The sequence below is a fragment of the Vibrio echinoideorum genome (assembly GCF_024347455.1).
Classification (GTDB): Bacteria; Pseudomonadota; Gammaproteobacteria; order Enterobacterales; family Vibrionaceae; genus Vibrio; species Vibrio echinoideorum.
This window is the reverse complement of sequence record NZ_AP025484.1, coordinates 1,782,511-1,804,695: the sequence shown is the minus strand read 5'-3', so window position 1 is coordinate 1,804,695 and position 22,185 is coordinate 1,782,511. Positions and strand designations below refer to the sequence as shown.

The following is a 22,185-nucleotide window of genomic DNA, read 5'->3' as shown; positions in this document are numbered from 1 at the left end:
GCTTTGGGCTAGCGACTGATCTACTTAGCGATTCACCTGCTCAACAATCTCTCTTGTTAGGCGTGCAATCTCATCCCACTCTTTGTTTTCGACGAGCTTCTTATCCACCATCCAAGTGCCACCACATGCCAATACCTGAGGAACGGCTAGGTAGTTGCCAATGTTTGATGGCGTGATACCACCAGTAGGCATCAATCGAATATCGCCATAAGGTCCGACTAGCGATTTCACCATATTGATACCGCCAGACGCCTCAGCAGGGAAGAACTTCAAGGTTGTTAAGCCCATCTCTAATGCCGCTTCAACGGTGCTTGGATTGTTCACTCCAGGAATGATATCGATGCCGATCTCTTGGCATGCTTTAACTGTGTTTGGATTGAATCCCGGTGATACCACAAAGGTTGCGCCTGCTTCTTTCGCGGCCAGTGCTTGTTCACCATTCAAAATCGTGCCTGCGCCGATCAGCATGTCAGGCTGAGCTTGGCGAAGCAGTCGGATAGCTTCAACAGCGGCGTCTGAACGGAACGTAATTTCAGCGGCGGGAATGCCATTCTCAGCCAAGACTTTACCGAGTGGAATAATATCTTCTGCGTTATCAATTGCGATAACAGGGATGACTTTAAGTGCTTTTAGCTGTTCGTTAATTGTAGACATGTGTACTTCTTAATATCAGTTTGAAAGAGTGTCTGTGATGGATTTTGGGATGATTGCACCATGATGTTGAATCACCAATCTGGCTAATGCATTACCTTGGTGGCAAGCTTCTTCAATAGAACCTCCAGCGAGATAGCAAGATAAGAAACCACCGTTAAAAGAGTCGCCAGCAGAGGTGCTATCGACCACAGTCTCGACAGGTGTCGTTTTGATTTTTACTGGCTCATTTTCGGGGTTTTCGCTGATCAAGCAGCCTTCAGGACCAAGCTTCACAACAACGGTTTTGACGCCGAGTGCATGCAATCTTTTTATGGTGTCTTGTGGGTGTGCGTCTTGCCACAAAAGTTGCTCATCGTCGAAGGTAACCAAGGCGACATCTGTAGCTTTATAGCCCAATAGATAGCATTCTTTGGTTGCGTCTTCTGAGTCCCATAACTTTGGTCGATAGTTACTATCAAAGGCGATGGTAACGCCACGTTCACGTAGGCCTTGAATGATAGTGAGTAACTTTAACTGATCGCCATGTGGCAATATCGCGAGAGAAATACCGCTCAAAAATACCATATCAACATCGCAAAGTTGGGCGGTTATCTTGTCGAAATCTGGGTGCTGTACCATGTAGCGAGCCGCGGAGTCATTACGCCAATATAGAAATGTGCGTTCGCCAACATCGTCGAGTTGAATCAGATACAGGCCTGGCGAGCGCTGTTCGTCGATAAGCACTAAATCGGTTGATAACCTTTCATCTTGCCAACGCTTAAGCATCTCTTGGCTAATGGAATCTGCTCCAAGAGCCGTGACGTAACTGGTACGAATCCTAGGAGTATTTGTCGAACTGGAATGGCTGGTGGCACTTCGGTTCAAATACACAGCGGCATTGAGCGTATCTCCACCATAGGTTTGTTGCATGGTTCCGAATGGAGCGCCGTTCAGCTCAATCATACACTCGCCGATAATCGCAATATGGCTCATAAGTGGCCCTTACAGAAGAATGGGTATTGCTAGCTATAAATGATGGAACGTGGCTACAAGGAAGGTAGCCACGTTGATTCTGTTCCCAATAGGTTGGGAGGAAGTGTTATTTGTTGTCTAGCTTTACGAACAACAGTGTTAGTACGTAAGACAGTACAAACACACCAACCACACCCATAATCGCTTGGATAAAGTTCTGCGTACCGCCAGCAAGGTAAGCTGGCAAGCTGAAGACAGAAGAAAGAATGTAGCTCGTTAAGTGAGTATCGATCGTTACCGAGATAGCGCCGAAAACACCTGCCGCCAAACTCGCGGTCATCATCGCTTTGGTGTATTTCGTTAGTACACCAAATAGAGCCGGCTCCGTGATGCCTAAGATAGCGGTAACACTTGAGCCCATCGTGATTGAAGATTGCTCTTTAGAAACTGTTTTACGTTGCTTGTGCCAGATAGCCATTGTCGCGCCAGCAATTGCCATGTTACCTAAACACATGATCGGCATTAGTAAATCCTTACCATACAGAGCAAAGTTGTTCAGGCTAATCGGCGTCATGCTGTGGTGAATACCAAACACAATCGTAATCGGGCGAGTTAGACCAAACACAAAGCCCGTTAACGTAGGAGATATCTCCAGTAGCGAGCTCATTACCCAACCCGCGCCGTTACTTAGCCAGATACCAGCAGGGCCAACAAATGATAGCGTGATGGTCGAAGTTACCGTAAAGGCAAGCAGTGGTGTAAATACAGGCTTCGCAGAAGAAGGAACTAGACGGTCAACTAACGGAGTCACTTTAGACAATAACCAGATTGCTAGAATCGCAGGAACAATTGCGCCGCCGTAGTTGAGCAGTTCAATCGGAACCACGCCAAGAACCGTTAGCTCCGGAGCAGCGCCAGCATCTTTTAGCATCGCCGCTTTATCTACTAGCTTGGGTGCTAACATTGCGGAGGAAACAGCAAGCGCAATGTATTCGTTTACTTTGAATACTTTAGCTGCAGAGAAAGAAACCAGCATAGGTAAGAAGAAGAACACAGCAACAGAGATTGAGCGGAAGAAATAAACTGTGTCTGAGGTTTCAGAGATAACATTGGTCGCAATAAGACCAGACAACAGGCCCATCAACATACCAGCGCCCGCAATTGCAGGCACGACAGGACCAAAGATGCCTGCGACAATGCGCATCACACCCTGGAACAGCTTGCCTTTCTCTAGCTCATCAGCCGGATTAGCGTCAGCTTGTTGAGTGTTTGATAGCGCGTTAAACCACTTCTCTACTTCAACACCGATGATGACTTGAGTTTGACCTTGTTGAAGTACCACACCTTTCACATCAGCGATCTGCTTGATAGCCTCTTCGTCTACCAGAGACTCGTCTGCCAATTTGAATCTTAGTCTTGTCATACAGTGCGTGAGACTCACGATATTATCTTCACCACCAAGTGCAGTGACTAATAACTGTATATTTTCTCTGAAATTTTTCTTTTTAGACGATGACTTAGAGTTATTCATAACAGCATCATTATTTTCAACAATTTGCATACTACACCTGTTACTGGGATATATTTAACTCCAGTAATCATATCGATAACTTATTTAAAGCCAATGGGATAAAAAGAGACTTCAATCACACTTAAAATTCGAATAAATTATTTTCGACCGTTTTGGGCCAATTGGTATGTTTTGTTTATCAAAAAAAAACACTAAACGTACCAATTATTTTCGCATGAAATTTAACGCTTGAAATGTGCTTTTTAACACGGTTAGATAATAAGAGTTGAAGTTAGTTTAGGTTATTTAATTGTGAAAGAAACTATTATATCCGATATCCATTGTATTATTACCAAGCCAGATAGGCATAACCTCATCACGGTTGTTGTTGAAACCAATGAAGGTGTGACAGGCTTTGGTTGCGCGACCTTCCAACAACGACCGCTTGCCGTAAAAACTATGGTCGATGAGTATTTAAAACCTCTTCTAGTTGGTAGAAATGCCAATAATATTGAAGACTTATGGCAAATGATGATGGTCAATGCTTATTGGCGAAATGGCCCTGTTATCAATAATGCAATTTCCGGTGTTGATATGGCACTGTGGGATATTAAAGCCAAATTAGCGGGTATGCCGTTACATCAATTATTTGGTGGTAAGTCTCGTGATGCTATTCCTGTATACACACACGCGACTAGCGACACAATGGAAGGTATTTATGAGTTGGTGGAATCTTTCCTAGACAAAGGTTACAAGCATATTCGCTGTCAGCTTGGTTTCTATGGTGGTGTTCCAACCGATTTACATACCACTCAAAATCCGACTGAAGGCTCGTACTACGACCAAGATCAGTACATGGACAATACACTGACAATGTTTAAGTCGCTTAGAGAGAAATATGGTAATAAATTCCATATTCTTCATGATGTTCATGAGCGCCTTTTCCCAAATCAAGCAATACAATTTGCCAAAGAAGTTGAGCAATATAAGCCTTACTTCATTGAAGATATTCTTCCGCCAAACCAAACTGAATGGTTGGATAACATTCGTAGCCAAAGCTCGGTTTCATTGGGTTTAGGGGAGTTGTTTAACAACCCTGAAGAGTGGAAGTCTTTGATTGCCAACCGCCGTATTGATTTTATTCGTTGCCATGTTTCACAAATAGGTGGCATTACACCTGCGCTTAAACTCGGACATTTATGTCAGAACTTTGGTGTTCGTATTGCATGGCACTGTCCGCCAGACATGACGCCAATTGGCGCTGCGGTAAATACGCATTTGAATGTGCACCTACACAATGCAGCAATTCAAGAGCATGTTGAATACAACGCAAACACACACAAAGTATTCCCGAATGCCGCAGAGCCTATCAACGGTTATTTGTATGTATCGGAAATCGTCGGGATCGGCGTAGAGATGGATCGAGAGGTTGCTGCAGAGTTTCCTGTGATGTACCGCCCTCATGAGTGGACTCAAAGTCGACTACCAGATGGCTCAATTCATACGCCATAGTCTGTTTTTTCAATCAAAATTTAGCCGCACTAGCGGCTATTTTTATCTCTGAAATTCATGCTCTCGTTGTTAAAAGGCGTGTGATAAGTGCATTGATAGTTGATGTCGATAATGTCACTGACGATGAACAATTCGCCAGAGGTAAGGAAGCCACGGTTGGTGATGTTCATTGCCGCGACATTCTTCTTACAGCCCAGTAAATCGGCATCATCTTTGGATACGTTGATGGCTTGATAAGTCGTTAAGTAACTGTCGATCTCTAAGCCTTGAGCGAGTGCGTGTTTTTGAAGCGAACTCTCGATGATGTCTGTGTTCATTTCATGAAAGATACTGACAGGTATTTTTGTTTCTTCAATTTGAACGACTTTATTATTAATTAACCTAAGACGTTTGATCTTCCAAATATATTCATCGTCACGTAGAGAAAATGTTTGTTGTTCGTGGTTGTTTGGTAACGCTTTATTTAATTGAATCTTTTTATAAGATATTTCTTCAAAGCTGTTTTCAGTAATCGAGTTATAAACTAGAGGGGTTCCAACCAAAGATGTATTAACAAAGTACCCTGAGCCCACCTTAGATGTCACCATGCCAATCGCTTCTAGTTTGGCTAGCGCTTTTCGAATAGTAAATCGAGATAAGCCATATATTTCAGAGAGTTCCCTTTCTGCAGGAAGCTTATGATTGATACTGTTTTGACAGATCTTGCTAACAATATCTTGGACAACTAATTCATATTTTTTCATTCTAAAAACTTAAAAAAGCACTCATGGTGATTAAATTATAGTTAACTAAATCAGATACTCAGCGCATTCCGAACTAGCCGTTAATTCTAACATAGAAGGCCGATTAGATGATGGATATAGGGCGTTTTTGAGGGCGAATTTGAGTATTACTTCTGGGTGTGTGACTTCATTCTCTTTCTTAATTAGATAAAGGGGAGGGCGAGCTCACATGCAAGTAACTAGTACAAAAGCCACAGTATTTACTGTGACTTTTGAACCTAACTTAATTGAACCTAACTTAATTGAACCTGACTTGAAGAGGTTTAAACAGCTGCAGATGCTAGAGGGTCATCTGCAACGCCTAATACCTAGTGAGTGTAGTTGCTATTTGCCCACAAAACCGTTGTATAACATGTAAAGGTGCGCTGCACTCCAAGAGAAGTTATTCGCGCCCTGAACCTCACCCGTTTCTGGGTTGTAGCTTTCCTGAATAGGGGTAGCTTCTGTTAGGCCTTGCGCATTTTGGAATAGCTTGTCGACCATTTGACGCGCTTCTACACCGTATCCATAGTTGTCCATACCGCGTACACCAAAGTAGAACTGATCAAGCCATACGCGACCACGCCAGTAAATGTCTGGGCCGTAAGCCGGGTTGTCCATTGATGCCGTCCCTAGCGGTATCTTAGGCGAGTTAAACTTGCTGGTATTTAGCATGTTCTCCACGACCTTGTCTGCGTGTTCTTGCGTCGCTGCGTTGTTGAATAGTGGTGACCAACCTTCAGGCCCCATGCCTCGCTTCACCAGTACCGGACCTGCACATTGGTTAGGGAGTCCATTTGGTACCACTTCGATATCGTAGTAGAAGCCCGTTGACTCATCGTACATACAACGGTTGATGTACTCTTTGGTGTCAGCTGCTTTTTCTGCAAACTCAGCGGCTTTGTCGGCTTTACCCAATACGTCGGCAATTTGCGATAGGTATAGGTTGTCTGAGTACCAGTAAGAGGCTTGGTCTACCGATTCTTGCATCAGTGAGTAACCTGATAAGTTGTTTGAATCGTCAGTATTTTCATTGAATTTCACTTCCCCTTTTTCTTGCGTTGGTTGTTCAGACAATCCTTGTAGGTTATCGATAGTGTTGATAAAGCCAAACACGCCCGCGTTATCACGTCCTGATTCCCAACCCGCTGCGACTTTTGCAGGGATACTCATCGCCGTGTAATTACCAGAAGTCAGCAATTCATTGTACTTTTCGATGCCGGTTTCTTTGATCCACTTATCGCCATTTGCTTGGTCTTTGTATTGGAACTTCATATCGTCAACAGACGCATCTGATCCCCAAGAACCGTCATTCACGTCACCTTCGAAAACCGTGTGGATTGGATCTTTCGCTGCGCCGTATTCTGGAATGCCGTTCTTGTTCGTATCACGAGCGCGTAACCACCAATCGTGGAACGCAACTAGCTTCGGATACATTTCTTCCAGCTATTTCTGTGCTTCTTTTGGACGATTATGTTCGTCTTTCAGCGCGGTATACACTTCCCATACCGCCCATGCCGCCAGTGATGGTTTGGTATTTCGTTCATTCCAGTTCAGGCCATCGGTCGCTTGAGGGAACACTTTTTTGTATTCCGCTGACATGCCTTCCCAGCGTTCTTCTGGTAGGTTGTATGTCACAACATCAAGCAGGTAACCTTCATCCCAAGGGCGTACGGGATCATCAGATTGCACTTGGTATTGGAATACAGTGCGAATGTTTTCCATCGCTACATCTGGGTTGAAGTGAGACATCGCATAAGCTTGTTTCCACGTATCCCACGGCCATGTCATGTTGCCCGAGAAGTAAGGGGCCGTAACGGAAGGTGTAACGGTGTCGTGATCAATTGCACCCGCAGCACCACGCCAGTTCGCGTTTAATGTTTCCATTGCTTTTACTGCAACAAACTCATGTTCTTTTGAAGCCGCATCGTTGGTGAGACCGTTTTCTAGGTATTCTTCCCAGCGCATAGCTGAATCGTGCATGTAACCTTTTGGATCGGCCATCACCTTATTCAATTTTTTAAACTCAGACGCTTGCTCTTTGGTGTTTTGAACGTGAGTGTAAGCCGTGTATAACGTGATCTCTTCGCCATCGCCTAGAGAGGCCGTTTGCACGAAACCTATCTTGTCATCATTGATGGTAGAAGTTTCTGGTTTGATAGAGCGCGTTACTTCGAACTTTGAATCGCCAGAAGTCAGCAACGACCAGGAATCACGAACTGCGCCAAAAGAGACTTCTACACCATTGTCTGTCGCTGTAATTTCACGAGAGTATGTTGGGTAAGCTTCTTCAACACTACGGACTGTACTGTCTTCATTCTTGTATGCCGTGCCATCATCCGCGCGATAGTTTTGCATCAACTCACCATCCCATTCGCCTTGAATATCTAGCTTATTTGGGTTTTTGATGGTGGTTTTTACAAGAGAAGTACGATTGGTCACAAAACGTATTTCTAGCTCGGCTTCAATACCGTTCTCGCCAGTATACGTTTGAATCAACGCGCCAGGTTGTGAGTATGCGTCTGTCAGTTTAAGTGGCATAAGCTTACCATCGACAGTCAGCGCCAAACGGTCGAAACGTGCAGCCATGAATGACACGTATTCTTCGGTCAATAGCGCCGTACCGCCTAGAGTGATTTCACCACCTTTGGTGTCTAACGTGTGACCATGCCATGAGCCGTTATCGAACATTGGAATGTAGCGCAGGTGACCGCCGTGTAAATCACGCAATGCCACTGGTACCCCTGCACGATCGATGGTGTTGTGGAATTCGGTCGCTTTAAGTGGAACATCCACATTCGAGCTATTATCACTACTGTTGCATCCGCTTAGTGTTAGAGCCATCCCGACAGCAATTGCGCATAAAGACGTCTTAAAGTGCATGTTATATCCCTCATTTATTGGTTTTTGAACCTGATCAGGCGAAAAAAGGTCGAGACAATCCCTGCCGAGTTTCGTGATGAAGATTCAGCCTTATTTATTTCACGTATGGATGTGAGAAAAGATCGCTTATTTACGTCTTTTCTTTATTTATTTTTTATTACGTATCAATTATTGTTCATTAGCTATCGATATAGACTTTAATAATTCGCCATCAATATTAGGGATCGTATCAGAAAGAAATATCTGATTGCCCGGCGTGTAGGTCATCAATACATTTCTTAGCCGTTCTCCGCCTTCTCCATTTTTGTTTTGTACATCAAACTCAATCAGCTTGTTGTAAACTTCGTTCGCCAGCTTCTCTTCTTGTTCTTCAGTAATAGCGATACGTCCTATACAGATTGGGGGCCGTACATCATGGCTGAACACTTCATCTCGAAAACGTTTAGCGAATAAAGTATCCAGCTTGGAACCTTCTTCAAAAATAAAACGACCTTGATCTTTAAATCTGTATTGGTCATCGCCTTTTAATTCAATGTAATTCATCATTTCTAATGCACGAAAATATATGGCCATAGAGGTATGACTTAGTTGATATTTATTGGCGATATCATGTGGTGACCAGCCTTTTCTTCGTAATAGGTACAAAAAATCAAACAAGTATGGATATTGGCGAAATATTTCACTGTTAATATCGGTGATAAACTGCTCGTTATCTTGTTGCAACTGCTTGCCACGCATAGATAGCTCTACCAAGTCAGTATCTAAATGAGTGGCGTACGAAAGTATTTTGTCTAGCCCCAAAGACGTATTGTGCAGTTGCCTTTTAATAGTTGAGAGAGGGATTGCCATCCCAACAGAGAGGTCGGAATAACAAATCCCTTTCTCTTTTATTTTGTCTCGTAAAGCAGCAAGTAAATACGTTGCAGAATTATTCATCTAACAATGCCTATTTTATTTTCGTCAGCATCCCTGATAATAAATTCAAGAGAGTCCTACTCTTGTGATTCTGGTTCCAAATATTTTCAACATTTACTGTGAGTTAAATAATTGCCAAACTTTAGGTTTTTACTTGTTGTTGTCTGTACAAGTTTTACTCAATATGATTAGTGGCTATCTCTTTGTCAGTATGCGATGAGTATAATTGTTTTGATGCATAAAATTAAGTTCACGGTAGTTTTTAGTAAAAGTTTTCTTTCGAGAGGTTAATTTATTAGGTGGGAAGTATCAAAAAGCTGTACTTAGGGATTTAGTCTAGCTTGATATCACAAAATATTCGTGAGTGACTGGTATTTCATTGAGTTGATGACCAGTAAAAACCTTGTTATAAGGAGTAAGGAGGTTAGTTAAATGGAGAGTGGGATTATTGAAGCGTAATCATATTATATAGTTATGTTCCAAATTTTCATGTATTTATTCTATTTATTGTTAGACCTGAAAACTATTTGGTGCCTCACCATTTTCCTCCTGGTTAGTTAGGGGGAAGGGAGAGATTACATACAATCAGTTAATAAAAAAGCACGCCCAATAGGACGTGCTTCGAATGCTTGAGCTTTGTTAGTTGCGAGCTACATGGCTAAGTTTTCATTTCTTAACTTGGTTAGTTCTTTTAGGCGTTTTGCATACTCTTTTTGGAACTTGTCGGGGTCTGCACCTTCAGAAACTTGAGCGTAAACTCTCATCTTGTTACCGCCGTAGATCTTCGCAAGATCATCATTGCTGTAGCCACGTTTCCACAGTTCATCGGTGATGGCTGCAAGGATCTTCGCTAATTCACCATTGCCCGTCGCGCCTTTGTTGAACGCCTCGATCATGTAACCACCATCGTCGTACATTTTCGCGTTCTTGGTTGCGAAATCAACCACCATGTCAGTTGAGAACATGTCATCGGTGGCGATACCTACGTGGTCAACGCCGACCAATTTTACGTAGTAGTCGATCATATCGGCAGCTTGAACTGGAGAGATATCTTCAGGCCAAACGCCGTCCATCATCCATTCCGTGAAGGTTGGAGCAACGTAGCCTCCTGATTTAGCTGCGCGTATTGCTTCATCATCAGGAATGGCACGGTAACAGCCTTTTGGTGTCGCATTCGCTTCGTTTTTGTATAAACCGGCAGGCACAGAGTGGGTGTATACAAATGGCACATCAGGGTAGTTTTCTTCCATATAACTCATGGCATCGTTAGCCGTTTTTGAGCCTGTATGGCTGAGATCTAGAATCACCTGATACTTGACCATCGAATCGATAACAGACTCTCCCCAAGATGTTAAGCCGATGTCTCTGCCATTATATGCAGCCAGTTGTCCCGAACCTGTTCTGAAAATGTCGTTATAAGACAAGATCATGCTTTTGAGACCCATGTCTTTAAGAATCGCCATCTTGGTGACATCTTCTTCCAAAATTGTCGCAATTTGGCTATTCCATAGAACGGCAGTCTTTCTTTCTGTATGGGCTTTTTCAATATCGTGATTAGAGTGGGCAACGATGAACTTATCAGGTTGTTTTGCCATCACAGAACGATGCTTGTGATGGTGGAACAAGAAGTCATCAAAGTTGTGGTCGGCAGCAGTAATGGTGTATTCATGCCCTGTAATACCCGCGTCACGTGCACCTTGGAAGTAATCCAATAATTGTTGGTCGTCACTCCAGCCCGCTCCATATGGGCTCGCGAGCATACCAATGACGATCGTGTCTTGAACGAATGTTTTGGCTTTGTCTGATGCTGGCCAAGTTTTGCTTTCAACACTGGCGTTAGCAACACCAAAACTCATTGCTATACTCGCTGCTACTAACGTGATCTTTTTAAACATGAAAACCTCTCAATTATTGGTTTAAGTCCATTTATTCAATATCTATATTTAATAGTAGACCCTGACGGTATCTCGGGATTATTTAAAATTGATAACCCTGTCATACTTTGCAATCAAAGCTGCTCTTGTTGGCTATGTGGTTCACTTTATTAGTGAAAACTGTAAGTGAACCTTGTTAACTTGAGATAATTGTAGCTAAGCTCTGAAATGAAAATGTGCATTTTGCGTCACTAGTTAATATGGAAAAGGATAGAGTGATGGGGCTTGATATTCCTCTGATTGATAAGCGTGTAGTGAACTACTTTCAACAGTGTTTGCAAGAAGATAACTCGCTTGCTCTCGGCCGTTCATTGGTTGCAGATCTGGCGTTAGAAGTGAAACTTCCATTCAGTATGGATACGTCATCGGCTAGCTATGTTCCGTATAACGTTTTTTCCCTCTTCTTACACCATATCAGGGTTAATCTAGGCCCGAATGACTTCATTGCTGTGCTGTTAGAGAGTGCAACTCGAGCAGCTAAAGAACTTCGATTTCCTGCTCTTTCGATGCAAGATTTCCTTGATTCTTTCCCCATTGAAAAGATATCTGTGGAACAAAGTGGGGCAGAGTTTTCTGTCTCGTTTACGACGTCAATGCAGTCAGTTAGTCACGTTGAATCTGAGTTGTTTCTTATCGCTTATACTCACGCTTATTTGAAGGCGCAATATGCTGAGCTCGGTAACCCAATTCGATATGATTTAGTGACAACGAAGTCGCAGGCATTAAGCGAGTTAAAAATCCAAACTGAGACACCTCAATACCTTGGGCAAGAGAATACGCGTATTCAATACGATCGGTTTGAAGTGGAAAATTTGGTGGAAACCAAAGTGAAACCCATGGCCGATACTCGCAAAGTCACTGAGGCTTTGTCGCCATATATTGGTCGAGTCGATATGGACTTAGATACATTTTGCGATTTGATCGGGATTGGAAAGCGTACTATTCAAAGAGCGTTGAATAAAGAAAATACAACCTTCAAAGAGATAAAAGAGACGCTCGCGTTTGATTTCGCTAAGCGAGTTATTTCTCAGCAAACCTATACTATTTCTGATGTCGCACTTCACTTAGGTTATGCCGATTCATCGCAGTTTATAAGAGCATTTAAGCGAGTAAATGGGATTACACCTTATCAATGGAAGAAAGGCCATGTTGAGTGATAAACATGGCCTTTCTTAGATTTAGACTGTTGCTGAATTAGTCGCTCTGTTGCTCAGTATTCAAGTGTCGAATCAACTTGGCTGGCGTACCACCGTATAAGCAGTCTGGTGGTACATCGCTGTTGACCACAGAGTTCGCTGCAATCACTGAACGAGCCCCAATTGTCACGCCTTGGTTGATCACTGAGTTACCGCCAATCCACACATCATCTTCGATTGTTATTGGTAAACAGAAGGTTTCCCATTTACGGCGGCTACGATAATCAAGGGAGTGTGATGGCGTATAGAATTGGGCACTTGGTCCAATTAAAACATTGTTACCGATCTTGATATTCGCACCATCCAGCATCACCACGTTCATGTTGATGAAGGTGTCGTCACCAATCTCAATGGTTTTACCAAACTCACAATGAAAAGGGGGCTGGATTAAGCTGCTACTACCAACCTTACCGAATAGCTGCTCTTGCAATGTGTGTTGTTGATCTGGGGTTTGGTGGTTGTTGAAAGCCATTAGCGCTTTTTTTGCATTGGAACGCATGGTATCAATTTCTTGGTCTGCCCCGTCATACACTTGCCCAGATAGCATCTTTTCCAGTTCAGTTTTATCGCTTGTATTACTCATGCTTACCCACTTTCCGAGAGTCTCGGTCTAAATGACGAATACTGCAAGATTAGCGATTTTTGGACATAAAAAAAGAGAAAAGCCTCAGCCTTTCTCTTCCTATTTTGTGCTTTAAGCACTAATGCTAAGTGAGCCCAGCTATTCAGCAAAAGGCGCGCTTTGCCAAATTAGATTTGCTCAACGAAACCCATTAGGTGCTGTTTCACTTCGTCTGAAGCAAAAGCGCTGTCTACAGAGTATTTGTAGATCTCTGCGTAGTCTTCTTTAGTTAGGCCGAATGTTTCACACACACGCTTCACTTCGTTAGTCATGGTTGTGTTCGACACAGTGCGGTTATCTGTGTTGATAGTGACAACGATGCCGTCTTTCTTGAATTCAGCAATTGGGTGGTCGCTGAACTTGTGAATACATTTAGTTTGCACGTTACTTGTTGGGCAAGTTTCAAGCGCAACCTGCTTTTCTTTCACGATGTTGTACGCGTCTTCGTTGCCTTGGATGTGAACACCGTGGCCGATACGCTCAGCGTCTAGCAAAGTAACTGCATCGTAAACGTTTTGACCATGCCATTGCTCACCAGCGTGCACTGTAATGCGGTAGCCTTTTTCAAGAGCGTATTGTGTGTACTCAGGGAATTCAGCGCAGAAGCCTGGCTTTTCACCGCCAGCGATATCAAATGCTACAACACCTTTACCTAGGTAAGGTTGACCTGCATCGATCACGTCTTTGATAGAGTCTTTAGGGAACATACGAAGCACAGACATGATGTAGTTGCCTTTGATGTCGTATTTCTCTTCAGCACGCTTCATGCCTTTAACTGCACTAGCGATTATTGCATCAAGAGACAGACCTTTGTTTACGTGCAGGATTGGTGCAAAGCGAACTTCTAGGTACTTAACGTTTTCTAGTGCAGCGTCTTCGTAAAGCTCGAAAGAGATACGTTCAATCGCTTCTTCAGTCTGCATTACTTGTAATGGCAGGCTGAAACAAGCCAGGTACTCATCTAAGTTTTTACAATCTTCTGGCACCGTTAGAGATTGAACAACCGCATCGCGATCTTCAGGTAGTTCGATATTGTATTGTTTTGCTAGGTCAATAATCGTATCTGGACGAACACTTCCGTCTAGGTGGCAGTGTAAATCAATCTTTGGTAGTGCTAGAAAATCCATGAGTATTCCTTAATTCTATTATTATTTGAGCGTGTTAACTCACATGCGCTAAATTTACCAAGACAATGATATGATTTAAAGTGACAATTAATCATCATTAACCTGAATTTAGGGAATATCATGGTAGATGTGAAAAGCTTACTTAAATGCGATATGAATTTGCTGCTTTGCTTACACGTTCTTATTGAAGAACGAAGTGTGAGCAAAACGGCAGATCGACTCTTTTTGAGCCAGTCAGCGGTAAGTAAACAGCTCACTAAACTCAGAGCTTTGTTTGATGATCCGCTGTTTGAGCGAGAATCAAAGGGGTTGTTCCCAACGCCCAAAGCACTCGCTTTGGCACCTAAGGTCCACCAAATCCTACTGCAAATTGAAAAGCTGACCGTTCCCGAAGTTTTTGATCCTAAAGCCAGTGAGCGTACCTTCACTATAGACCTTGTCGAAACCGCCTACACCGCGATTTATCCGCACTTTATGCCGACTGCTCTTGCGGAGGCGCCTCACATTACCATCAACAGCTCAACGTGGAGCAGCGACAGCTTCAAGCGTTTGCTAAAACGTGAAGTGGATTTTGGCATCGGTATTTTTGAGCTGGATGAGCGAGCATCTACCCATGTGCAGTGTATTCCCGATGATCTGGATTACGTAGAACTGTGCTTGGACTATTCTGTGTGTTTTATGCGAAATGACCATCCGGCGTTAAAGGAAGAGTGGAACCTCGACACCTTCTTGAAGTATCGACACATACAGTTGGTGACGGGCGGAGCGGGGGATTGGCTATTGATGGAAGTGCTGAACTCTAAGCAGTTGGAAATCAATAAAGCCGCTAACGTGTCAGACATTACCAGCGCCATTAAATTGTGTAAGCAGAGTGATTTGCTGATGTGTTATCCATACAACTCGGTACGCGATTACATTGATAGCGGAGAGTTGGTGATGAAGCCTGTTCCGGTCGATTTGGTACCGGGAGGTTTGTTCCTATTGTGGCATAAATATTTCGATTCAGAGCCGAGCCATAAGTGGCTTCGCGATTTGATCATCGAACAGATTCAATAATAAACGATAATATAATTAAGAGTTAATATTAGTTACTTATTGAAAATTAAAAGAAAAATATCGAATTAGAAACTTGTTGGATATTTTTTTGTTTTTATTTCGTCTTTTTATTATGAGCCTCGTCTTAATTACGTTGCTATAGCTTTTTTAAGACGAAACAATGAAAAATAATCAAGTATTAAAAATTGAAGCCAATCTTGCTTCCTTCCTACAAAATGAACAAGTTCATGCTTCTTTGGCGGGTATCCGGCGCGGTATTGAACGAGAGTTAATTCGCACACAAGCGACCGGTGGTATCTCAGATAAAACTCATCCAGTCGAACTTGGTTCTGCGCTCACACACCCTTATATCACCACTGATTTTGCCGAGGCTCAGTTAGAGTTAGTGACTCCAGCGATGAATGATCGAACCGCGACATTCGATTCGCTTGCTTCACTGCATCATTTTGTTGCGGCTCGCTTACCTGAAGGTGAAACCTTATGGGCCGCGAGCATGCCACCACAATTGCCGAATGATGAGACGGAAAGTGAGGACGCGATTAGAATCGCTAGCTATGGCACTTCGAATGCTGGCCTACTGAAAAAACGTTATCGAGAAGGGTTAGCCAATCGTTATGGCAAACGCATGCAGCTTATCTCTGGAATTCATTACAACTTTTCTCTGCCGGAAGCATTTTGGATTGCGCTGTACGATCACCAGAAGAGTATCGATAGCAGTGTCGCTCAAATGCCTCTGGAAGCATTCGTTTCTGAACGCTACTTTCATATGATTCGCAACGTGCTGCGTCATGGTTGGTTAGTACCCTATTTATTTGGTGCTTCCCCTGCGGTAGATAACAGTTATTTGCAAGGCAAAGCACATGCGCTTGAAGTGTTTGATGACGAGACTTGTTACTTACCGTGGGCGACATCATTGCGTCTGAGTAATCTCGGTTACAGCAGTGATGAGCAGTCATCGTACCCAATAAGTTTTAATAACAGGCAGCAGTATTTATCTGATTTGCATAACGCTTTGACTCGTCCAAGTGAGCGCTATTTGCACCTAGACATCGATCAGCAAATGAATGGTTCTGTGTTACAGCTGGAAAACGAATTGTATGGCTCGGTGCGGCCAAAAATCGTTAACGATACACTGCGTCCGTTGTATGCGATGTGTCATTACGGTGTGCAGTATGTTGAGCTGCGCAGCATGGATAACAATCCATATTTACCACTTGGTATTGCGCAAGAGCAGAGCCACTTTTTGGATCTTTTGCTGGTTTACAGTGCATTAGCGCCAAGCCCCGAGTTGACCGAAGAGGAACGCGCCATTGTCGTTCAACGTCAAGAACTCGTGGCAACACAAGGCCGAAAACCGGACTTAACACTTCCTACATTAGAAGGCGAAGTGTCATTAGAAACTTTGGGGCTTGATCTGTTGGACGCTATCCAACAAATAGCAGCGCTGTTTGATGATGCTTTTTCTACGGATTCATACCAAACCAGTATCTTCAGTGAACGTATGAAACTGCAAAACAGTGACTTAACCCCTTCGGCAAAACTGTTGGCACAAATGAAAGACCAAGGATTGAGTCATCAAGGCTTAATGCAACGTCTTTCTGATGAGCACTTGTTAGTGCATTTGCAACACCAAGTTGAGACGGAAAAAATGGACAACTTAACAGCGTTGGTTGATGAATCGCTTTCCAAGCAACAACAAATGGAAAGGCAGCCAGACATCAGCTTTGATGATTTTTTGAAAAAGCAAAATCAACTACAGCGCGACTGCAAACAACAAGAAATGATGGTTTAACAAGTTATGGATATTCTTTGGAAATTACGTGGCTACATTAAAATGTTCAGCCGCCAATATTTGATCGCCTTTGTTGTTTTACAAGTGGTCGCATTGTTCAACCTAGTACCCTCATGGCTGATTGGTCGCATCGTTGATAGCATCAGTGATGGTGAACTGACTCTATCATTGCTCATGCTTTATGTGGGTGGTATAGCGGGTTCGGCATTTGCCATGTACGGGTTGCGTTATGTATGGCAGAGCAAACTCTATGGCGCGGCGATTGGCATTACACGAGTCATGCGTAGCGAGCTTTTCCATAAGTTCTCACGCTTATCGCCATCATTTTATTCTCGTCGCAGTACCGGAGATTTGATGGCGCATGCGACTAATGATCTTAATGCAGTGGAAGAGGCGACAGGCATGGGCATCATGACGCTGGTTGACTCTCTTATCGCTGGTTTTACCGTGATCTTCGGGATGATTTTTGTCGTCAGTGGTCACTTAACCGCTGTGGCGTTATTACCATTCCCGTTGTTGGTTTACTTTACTCGTCGTTATGGTGCTCGTTTACATACCACCTTTGGACATGCGCAAGCGAGCTTCTCTGAACTAAGCGAAGAGACTCGTGAAACCGTTGCTGGTATTCGCGCCGTCCGTTCACATGGTATTGGTCAACGACAAGAGCAACGTTTTGGTAAGACGTTAGATGAGACGTTGGAAGCGAACCTTAAAGTGGCAAAGGTGGATTCGGCATTTGCTCCAACGATCCAATTGGTTTATGGCTTGTCGTTTGTGATTTCATTGGGTTATGGCGCTTGGTTAATTGAGCAAGGCAGCATTACGGTGGGCTTGTTCACAACGTTCACTTTGTATCTTGGTCAGTTGCTAGGGCCATTCTTACAGTTTGGTTGGCAGTTCAATGTATTCCAACGTGGCAGTAAATCATGGGAACGCCTCGACAGCCTACTATCAGAGCCAGAAGACGTAACGGAAGGAACAAAAACCCTATCAGACGACGTGAGATCAAGCCTTGACGTCAACATTCATTCATTTACTCACCAAGGTGCAAATAGACGAACGTTAGAAGCGATCAAATTCAGCGTGAGTGAAGGCGGTTTAGTCGGCATTACGGGCCCGACTGGTGGTGGGAAGAGTACGCTGTTGCAATTGTTGATGAGGCAGTTTCCGTTGGACGGAAATTCGAAGATGGCATTGGACGGTAATTCGATCGATGACCTGACGTTTGATTCGTTGCGAAGCAAAGTGACGTGGGTTCCTCAAAAACCATTTTTATTCTCAGGGACGATTGCTGAAAACATTGCGTTAGCAAAGCCGGACGCTACCGATGAAGAGATTAAGCATGTGGCGAAAATGGCTGGTATTCAAGCTGAGATTGAAGCTATGGCTGATGGGTTTGATACTGAACTACGCGAAGGTGGTAATAATTTGTCTGGAGGTCAAAAGCAAAGATTAACCCTTGCGAGAGCATTGCTTTCAGGTGCCGATATTTTATTGCTTGATGACCCGTTCAGTGCGTTGGACATGAAAACAGAAGTGGTGGTTCGCCGAAACTTAAAGGCGCATTACGGCCACAAAACGATGTTGTTGGTCACTCAACGCTTAACCAACTTGATAGAAGCTGACCATATTCTGGTATTGAACCAAGGTCAAATTGAAGAGCAAGGCTCTCACCACGAACTTGTTGCTAAGCAAGGTTGGTATTCAATGGTTTATCAACGTCAAAGCCAGCTCGGTAAAGACGATATTCAGACCACTACCGATGTTACAGAAACGGCTCACACGTTTAATTCTAAGGCTGTTGAAACGGGAGCAAGTTATGTTTAAGCCAACACAAAAAACTCAACGGTCTCAAAGCCAAACAGATATGAAGGCCAATTCAATGTACCGTCGGTTGTTGGCTTATTCATTGCCACATAAAGCACGTTTTATCTTAGCCTTTGCGATGTTGACCGTTGCCGTGAGTGCTGAGATGGCGATCCCATGGCTCGCTAAAATTATCTTGGACGATGTGATTGTTCCTCAGACATTTGAGTTGCAACACCTTGCTATATTAATTGGGGGAGTGATGATGTTTTACGTCATTGCCGCCCTGTTTACTTACCTGCAGGCTGTCACATTCCGTCATAGTGCACTGCTGGTGGTTAATGATATTCGCCGAGAATTGTTTAGCCATGTGCTCAACTTTCCAATCAATACTTTTGATAAGTTAGCGGCGGGTAAACTGGTGTCGTACATCACCAATGATACCGAAGCGATGCGCAACATGTTTGTTTCTACGTTTCCGACTATTATCCAAGGTGCACTACGTATTACGGTGATCTTCATTGCTATTGCACTACTTGATTGGCGTTTGATGCTATTGAGTTTAGTGCTGATCCCAATTCTGCTGATGACCATGCATTTGTATCGAAAAATTTCGATGCCAGTATTTGATGGTATTCGCATTCAAGTGAGTAACATCAACGGTCGATTGAATGAATCTTTGCAGGGAATGGCGCTTATTCAAGCTTTCCGCCAGCAAAAGTCGTTTAAAGAAAAGTTTGAAAAAGAAAACCAAAGCTGGTTTGAATTTAGAGCCAAATCGATCGCAATAGACAGCTTCATGCTGATCCCGCTCACTCGTTTAGTCTCTACATTAACGGCTGCGGGCATTGTGGCTTGGTTTGCTGGTGCTTCGTTTAGCACGGTCGTTGAAGTCGGTACTTTGTATGCTTTTCTTAACTATATAGAACGATTTTTCGACCCATTCCGCCAGTTATCCATGGAACTAAGAAAGCTACAGGTGGCGACGGTTTCTTCTAAGCGTGTATTCGAGCTGCTGGATGATGAATCGGAACATCATCGATATTCTCACCGGTTGGTCGAGGTTTCAGAGCCGTATGACATTGAGTTTAAAGATGTTCAATTAAGCTATGAAGAAGGTTCGCTAGTACTCAACGACGTCAGTTTTACGGCTAAAAGTGGCCAATTCACAGCGATTGTTGGTCATAGCGGAAGTGGTAAAAGTTCGGTGATAAACCTATTGATGCGTTTCTACGATCATCAAAAGGGTGCAATTTTGGTGGGGGGACAACCTTTATCGGCATTCCCAGAGGAGCAACTACGGCAACTGTTTGGTTTAGTGTCTCAAGACCCGACCATATTCAGTGGTTCAGTGCTTGAGAACATAGACCTGTCTGGAAGCTACCTAGCTGAACGTGAGCGAGCAGCAAGAACCAAGGTTATCGATGCTGCGAAACAAGTCAAAGCGCACTCATTTATTGAACGTTTAACCAATGGTTATGACCATCAACCTAGTCACGGTGGAGCTTCGTTTTCCGTTGGTGAGAAACAGCTGTTGGCGTTAGCAAGAGCGCTCTCGCATGATCCTAAAATCTTCCTGTTAGATGAGGCCACCGCTAACATTGATAGTGATACGGAAGAGGCAGTGAAGATAGCATTAGAGAAAATCCAAGAAGGCAGAACGGTTATAACGGTGGCGCACCGACTTTCAACGATCAAACACGCTGACCAAATTTTGGTGATGAACAAAGGGCGAATTGTTCAAAGCGGCACGCATCACGAATTGGTTGCTCAAGATGGCGACTACCGTGATTTATATCTAGCCCAAAAGGCGCAAGAAGAACAAGAACACCTAAGCAGCAAGCTAGGATTGTCGGCTGCCACAGCATAGTTGATGGGCGTGTTATTAGAAGAATGACACGGCTAATCATTAATACTTGAGAGTAAAAATAATGAATATCGAAAAAGCATCATTGATTTCACAACAAACGATTGAAGACGCTTGCGAATGGGCAATTATGCATGGTGTCGCTTTCCGTCAGGCCGATAATACGGCGAGGCATTGTCCTTTCAGTATCGCACCAATGACAATGGAACGTAAGGTATATGAGCACTTACGTAAGGTTACGCCTCTGATGACTAAGTTGGTGAGTAACGTCTCTGAGGATCATGACTTCTTGCAGTCATCATTGAGCGATATGGCTAAGGCTGACCCGTTTTTTGGTCGTTTGATGGAGCTGCACTTACAAGCGCATGGCAGTGCTGATGAACGCTTGAATCCTGCTCGTCAGCCACTGTTGTTAATGCGCACTGATTTCATGGATGACCGTCAACACGGTGCAAAAGTGATTGAGTTTAATGGTATTGCGGCAGGCATGGCTCCGTTTGGCCAGAAAGCGACAGAGTTTCATGCCTATATGCAAAATCAATGGCCTGAAACTTACCAAAAATGGTTGGAAGATAAATCGGTGGCTTCGGCAGGAAACCAAGGTCTTGAACAGTTGGCTTTCGGTATTGCGACTTCTGCGAGAAAGGTGAGAGCGGACTTCAATTGTTCAGACAAAAATGCTCCTGAAAAACCAACATTTTTGATGGTGGTGCAGAAGAATGAAGACAATGTGTATGACCAACACTTACTTGAAGTGGAACTGCAGAAGCAGGGTGTTCGCACGGTTCGACGTACCTTTGAGCAGCTCAGCTCTCAGCTTTCTTCAGGCGATAACAAGCGTTTATTGCTCGAAGGCATTGGCGCTATTGATGTGGTGTATCTGCGCGCTGGCTATCAGTATTCTGACTATTGGGCTCCAGAGCTAAACGAGTCTATTTGTTGTCATACGCTTAGCCAAACTCGCTTGTTCATCGAGCAGCATCATGTGGCAATGAATGCGACGATAAGCCAACAACTCGCCACCAGTAAAACCATGCAAATGTTGCTGACCATGATGCTTGCGTCAGAATACGGACGTTGGGGTTTAACCCTAGAAGAGGCTGAATTGGTGAAGAGTGTATTGGCGGACATGAAACCAATCACCAGTGGATCGATTGAATGGTTTAACACGCAAGCCGACAAGCAAGAGTGGGTGCTGAAAAACCAAGGCGAGGGCGGTGGCCATTGTGTATTTGGTGACGATATCAGTGAAAAACTGAGCCAACTTGAACCAGAAGAATACGATGCATGGGCATTGATGCAACGCTTGTACCCACACGAACGTGACGTACCTACCATTGCCGTTCGTGACACTCAGCAAACGCTAGTGACAGACTTAGTCAGCGAAGTCGGCCTATTCACCGCTTACTATCAAGGCAAACCCGTTACCGAGCTAGATGGTTACGCGGGCTACCTAATCCGCAGCAAACCAGCCAGTGAAAACGAAGGCGGGATCCACAGCGGAAAAGGTATTCTCGATTCATTGGTGTTGATTGATTAACCCAAGATATCGAACAAAAACCAGAACCCACGTTCTGGTTTTTTTGTATTTGTCATCCG

General features: G+C 43.7%; 15 protein-coding genes and 1 pseudogene. 7 read left to right on the top strand and 9 right to left on the bottom strand.

Annotated features, from left to right (window positions below; translation table 11 throughout):
• Window positions 1-24 precede the first annotated feature (24 nt).
• The 3 genes from OCV36_RS23990 to OCV36_RS23980 all read right to left on the bottom strand — a co-directional run bounded on the left by OCV36_RS23990 (window position 25) and on the right by OCV36_RS23980 (window position 3,166).
• Window positions 25-654, bottom strand: a complete 630-nt coding sequence (locus OCV36_RS23990) for a bifunctional 4-hydroxy-2-oxoglutarate aldolase/2-dehydro-3-deoxy-phosphogluconate aldolase (RefSeq protein WP_135454195.1) — start codon at window positions 652-654, stop codon at window positions 25-27.
• 15 nt (window positions 655-669) lie between these two features.
• Window positions 670-1,626 (bottom strand): sugar kinase, encoded by a 957-nt coding sequence (locus tag OCV36_RS23985; protein ID WP_135454196.1) that lies wholly within the window; start codon window positions 1,624-1,626, stop codon window positions 670-672.
• Between the two features lie 106 nt (window positions 1,627-1,732).
• The gene (locus OCV36_RS23980) at window positions 1,733-3,166 is read right to left on the bottom strand and encodes a PTS transporter subunit EIIC (protein WP_135454199.1); all 1,434 of its coding nucleotides are present in this window, start codon (window positions 3,164-3,166) and stop codon (window positions 1,733-1,735) included.
• Between the two features lie 261 nt (window positions 3,167-3,427).
• Here OCV36_RS23980 and OCV36_RS23975 point away from each other — a divergent pair, with 261 nt between their 5' ends.
• A complete protein-coding gene (locus tag OCV36_RS23975) occupies window positions 3,428-4,627 on the top strand; it encodes an enolase C-terminal domain-like protein (RefSeq protein WP_135454201.1) in 1,200 nt (399 codons plus the stop codon).
• Window positions 4,628-4,656: 29 nt separating this feature from the next.
• Here the strand turns inward: OCV36_RS23975 and OCV36_RS23970 are convergent, their stop codons facing one another.
• From OCV36_RS23970 to OCV36_RS23955, 4 genes and pseudogenes are all read right to left on the bottom strand, one after another.
• Entirely contained in the window at window positions 4,657-5,370 is a 714-nt protein-coding gene (locus OCV36_RS23970; protein ID WP_135454203.1) for a GntR family transcriptional regulator, read from the bottom strand.
• A 363-nt stretch (window positions 5,371-5,733) separates the two neighbouring features.
• A pseudogene (gene ygjK / locus OCV36_RS23965) lies at window positions 5,734-8,271 on the bottom strand (alpha-glucosidase).
• A 168-nt stretch (window positions 8,272-8,439) separates the two neighbouring features.
• Window positions 8,440-9,207: a transcriptional regulator gene (locus OCV36_RS23960; protein WP_135454205.1), complete on the bottom strand. Its 768-nt coding sequence runs from the start codon at window positions 9,205-9,207 to the stop codon at window positions 8,440-8,442.
• 629 nt (window positions 9,208-9,836) lie between these two features.
• Complete coding sequence (locus OCV36_RS23955; RefSeq protein WP_135454206.1) at window positions 9,837-11,081, bottom strand: membrane dipeptidase; 1,245 nt, start codon at window positions 11,079-11,081, stop codon at window positions 9,837-9,839.
• Between the two features lie 239 nt (window positions 11,082-11,320).
• Between OCV36_RS23955 and OCV36_RS23950 the strand changes: the two genes are divergently transcribed.
• Window positions 11,321-12,277: a helix-turn-helix domain-containing protein gene (locus tag OCV36_RS23950; RefSeq protein WP_245300886.1), complete on the top strand. Its 957-nt coding sequence runs from the start codon at window positions 11,321-11,323 to the stop codon at window positions 12,275-12,277.
• Between the two features lie 37 nt (window positions 12,278-12,314).
• On the opposite strand, the gene OCV36_RS23945 is transcribed toward OCV36_RS23950, so the two are convergent.
• Together OCV36_RS23945 and add are read right to left on the bottom strand one after the other, a co-directional pair.
• A complete protein-coding gene (locus OCV36_RS23945) occupies window positions 12,315-12,899 on the bottom strand; it encodes a sugar O-acetyltransferase (RefSeq protein WP_065206604.1) in 585 nt (194 codons plus the stop codon).
• 167 nt (window positions 12,900-13,066) lie between these two features.
• Window positions 13,067-14,065: an adenosine deaminase gene (add, locus tag OCV36_RS23940; RefSeq protein WP_054545970.1), complete on the bottom strand. Its 999-nt coding sequence runs from the start codon at window positions 14,063-14,065 to the stop codon at window positions 13,067-13,069.
• A gap of 120 nt (window positions 14,066-14,185) precedes the next feature.
• Here add and OCV36_RS23935 point away from each other — a divergent pair, with 120 nt between their 5' ends.
• The 5 genes from OCV36_RS23935 to OCV36_RS23915 all read left to right on the top strand — a co-directional run bounded on the left by OCV36_RS23935 (window position 14,186) and on the right by OCV36_RS23915 (window position 22,126).
• Window positions 14,186-15,121, top strand: a complete 936-nt coding sequence (locus tag OCV36_RS23935; RefSeq protein ID WP_135454208.1) for a LysR substrate-binding domain-containing protein — start codon at window positions 14,186-14,188, stop codon at window positions 15,119-15,121.
• Window positions 15,122-15,281: 160 nt separating this feature from the next.
• A complete protein-coding gene (gene gshA, locus OCV36_RS23930; RefSeq protein WP_135454210.1) occupies window positions 15,282-16,913 on the top strand; it encodes a glutamate--cysteine ligase in 1,632 nt (543 codons plus the stop codon).
• Between the two features lie 6 nt (window positions 16,914-16,919).
• Entirely contained in the window at window positions 16,920-18,740 is a 1,821-nt protein-coding gene (locus OCV36_RS23925; protein WP_135454212.1) for an ABC transporter ATP-binding protein, read from the top strand.
• A 40-nt stretch (window positions 18,741-18,780) separates the two neighbouring features.
• Window positions 18,781-20,589 (top strand): ABC transporter ATP-binding protein, encoded by a 1,809-nt coding sequence (locus OCV36_RS23920; RefSeq protein WP_167852999.1) that lies wholly within the window; start codon window positions 18,781-18,783, stop codon window positions 20,587-20,589.
• 61 nt (window positions 20,590-20,650) lie between these two features.
• A complete protein-coding gene (locus OCV36_RS23915) occupies window positions 20,651-22,126 on the top strand; it encodes a glutathione synthase (protein WP_135454216.1) in 1,476 nt (491 codons plus the stop codon).
• Window positions 22,127-22,185: the final 59 nt, after the last annotated feature.

Bases quoted from the DNA above. Each gene is read 5' to 3' on its own strand.
- OCV36_RS23990 (WP_135454195.1), bottom strand. From the start codon at position 654: ATGTCTACAATTAACGAACAGCTAAAAGCACTTAAAGTCATCCCTGTT.
- OCV36_RS23985 (WP_135454196.1), bottom strand. From the start codon at position 1,626: ATGAGCCATATTGCGATTATCGGCGAGTGTATGATTGAGCTGAACGGC.
- OCV36_RS23980 (WP_135454199.1), bottom strand. From the start codon at position 3,166: ATGCAAATTGTTGAAAATAATGATGCTGTTATGAATAACTCTAAGTCA.
- OCV36_RS23970 (WP_135454203.1), bottom strand. From the start codon at position 5,370: ATGAAAAAATATGAATTAGTTGTCCAAGATATTGTTAGCAAGATCTGT.
- OCV36_RS23960 (WP_135454205.1), bottom strand. From the start codon at position 9,207: ATGAATAATTCTGCAACGTATTTACTTGCTGCTTTACGAGACAAAATA.
- OCV36_RS23955 (WP_135454206.1), bottom strand. From the start codon at position 11,081: ATGTTTAAAAAGATCACGTTAGTAGCAGCGAGTATAGCAATGAGTTTT.
- OCV36_RS23950 (WP_245300886.1), top strand. From the start codon at position 11,321: ATGGAAAAGGATAGAGTGATGGGGCTTGATATTCCTCTGATTGATAAG.
- OCV36_RS23945 (WP_065206604.1), bottom strand. From the start codon at position 12,899: ATGAGTAATACAAGCGATAAAACTGAACTGGAAAAGATGCTATCTGGG.
- add (WP_054545970.1), bottom strand. From the start codon at position 14,065: ATGGATTTTCTAGCACTACCAAAGATTGATTTACACTGCCACCTAGAC.
- OCV36_RS23935 (WP_135454208.1), top strand. From the start codon at position 14,186: ATGGTAGATGTGAAAAGCTTACTTAAATGCGATATGAATTTGCTGCTT.
- gshA (WP_135454210.1), top strand. From the start codon at position 15,282: ATGAAAAATAATCAAGTATTAAAAATTGAAGCCAATCTTGCTTCCTTC.
- OCV36_RS23925 (WP_135454212.1), top strand. From the start codon at position 16,920: ATGGATATTCTTTGGAAATTACGTGGCTACATTAAAATGTTCAGCCGC.
- OCV36_RS23920 (WP_167852999.1), top strand. From the start codon at position 18,781: ATGAAGGCCAATTCAATGTACCGTCGGTTGTTGGCTTATTCATTGCCA.
- OCV36_RS23915 (WP_135454216.1), top strand. From the start codon at position 20,651: ATGAATATCGAAAAAGCATCATTGATTTCACAACAAACGATTGAAGAC.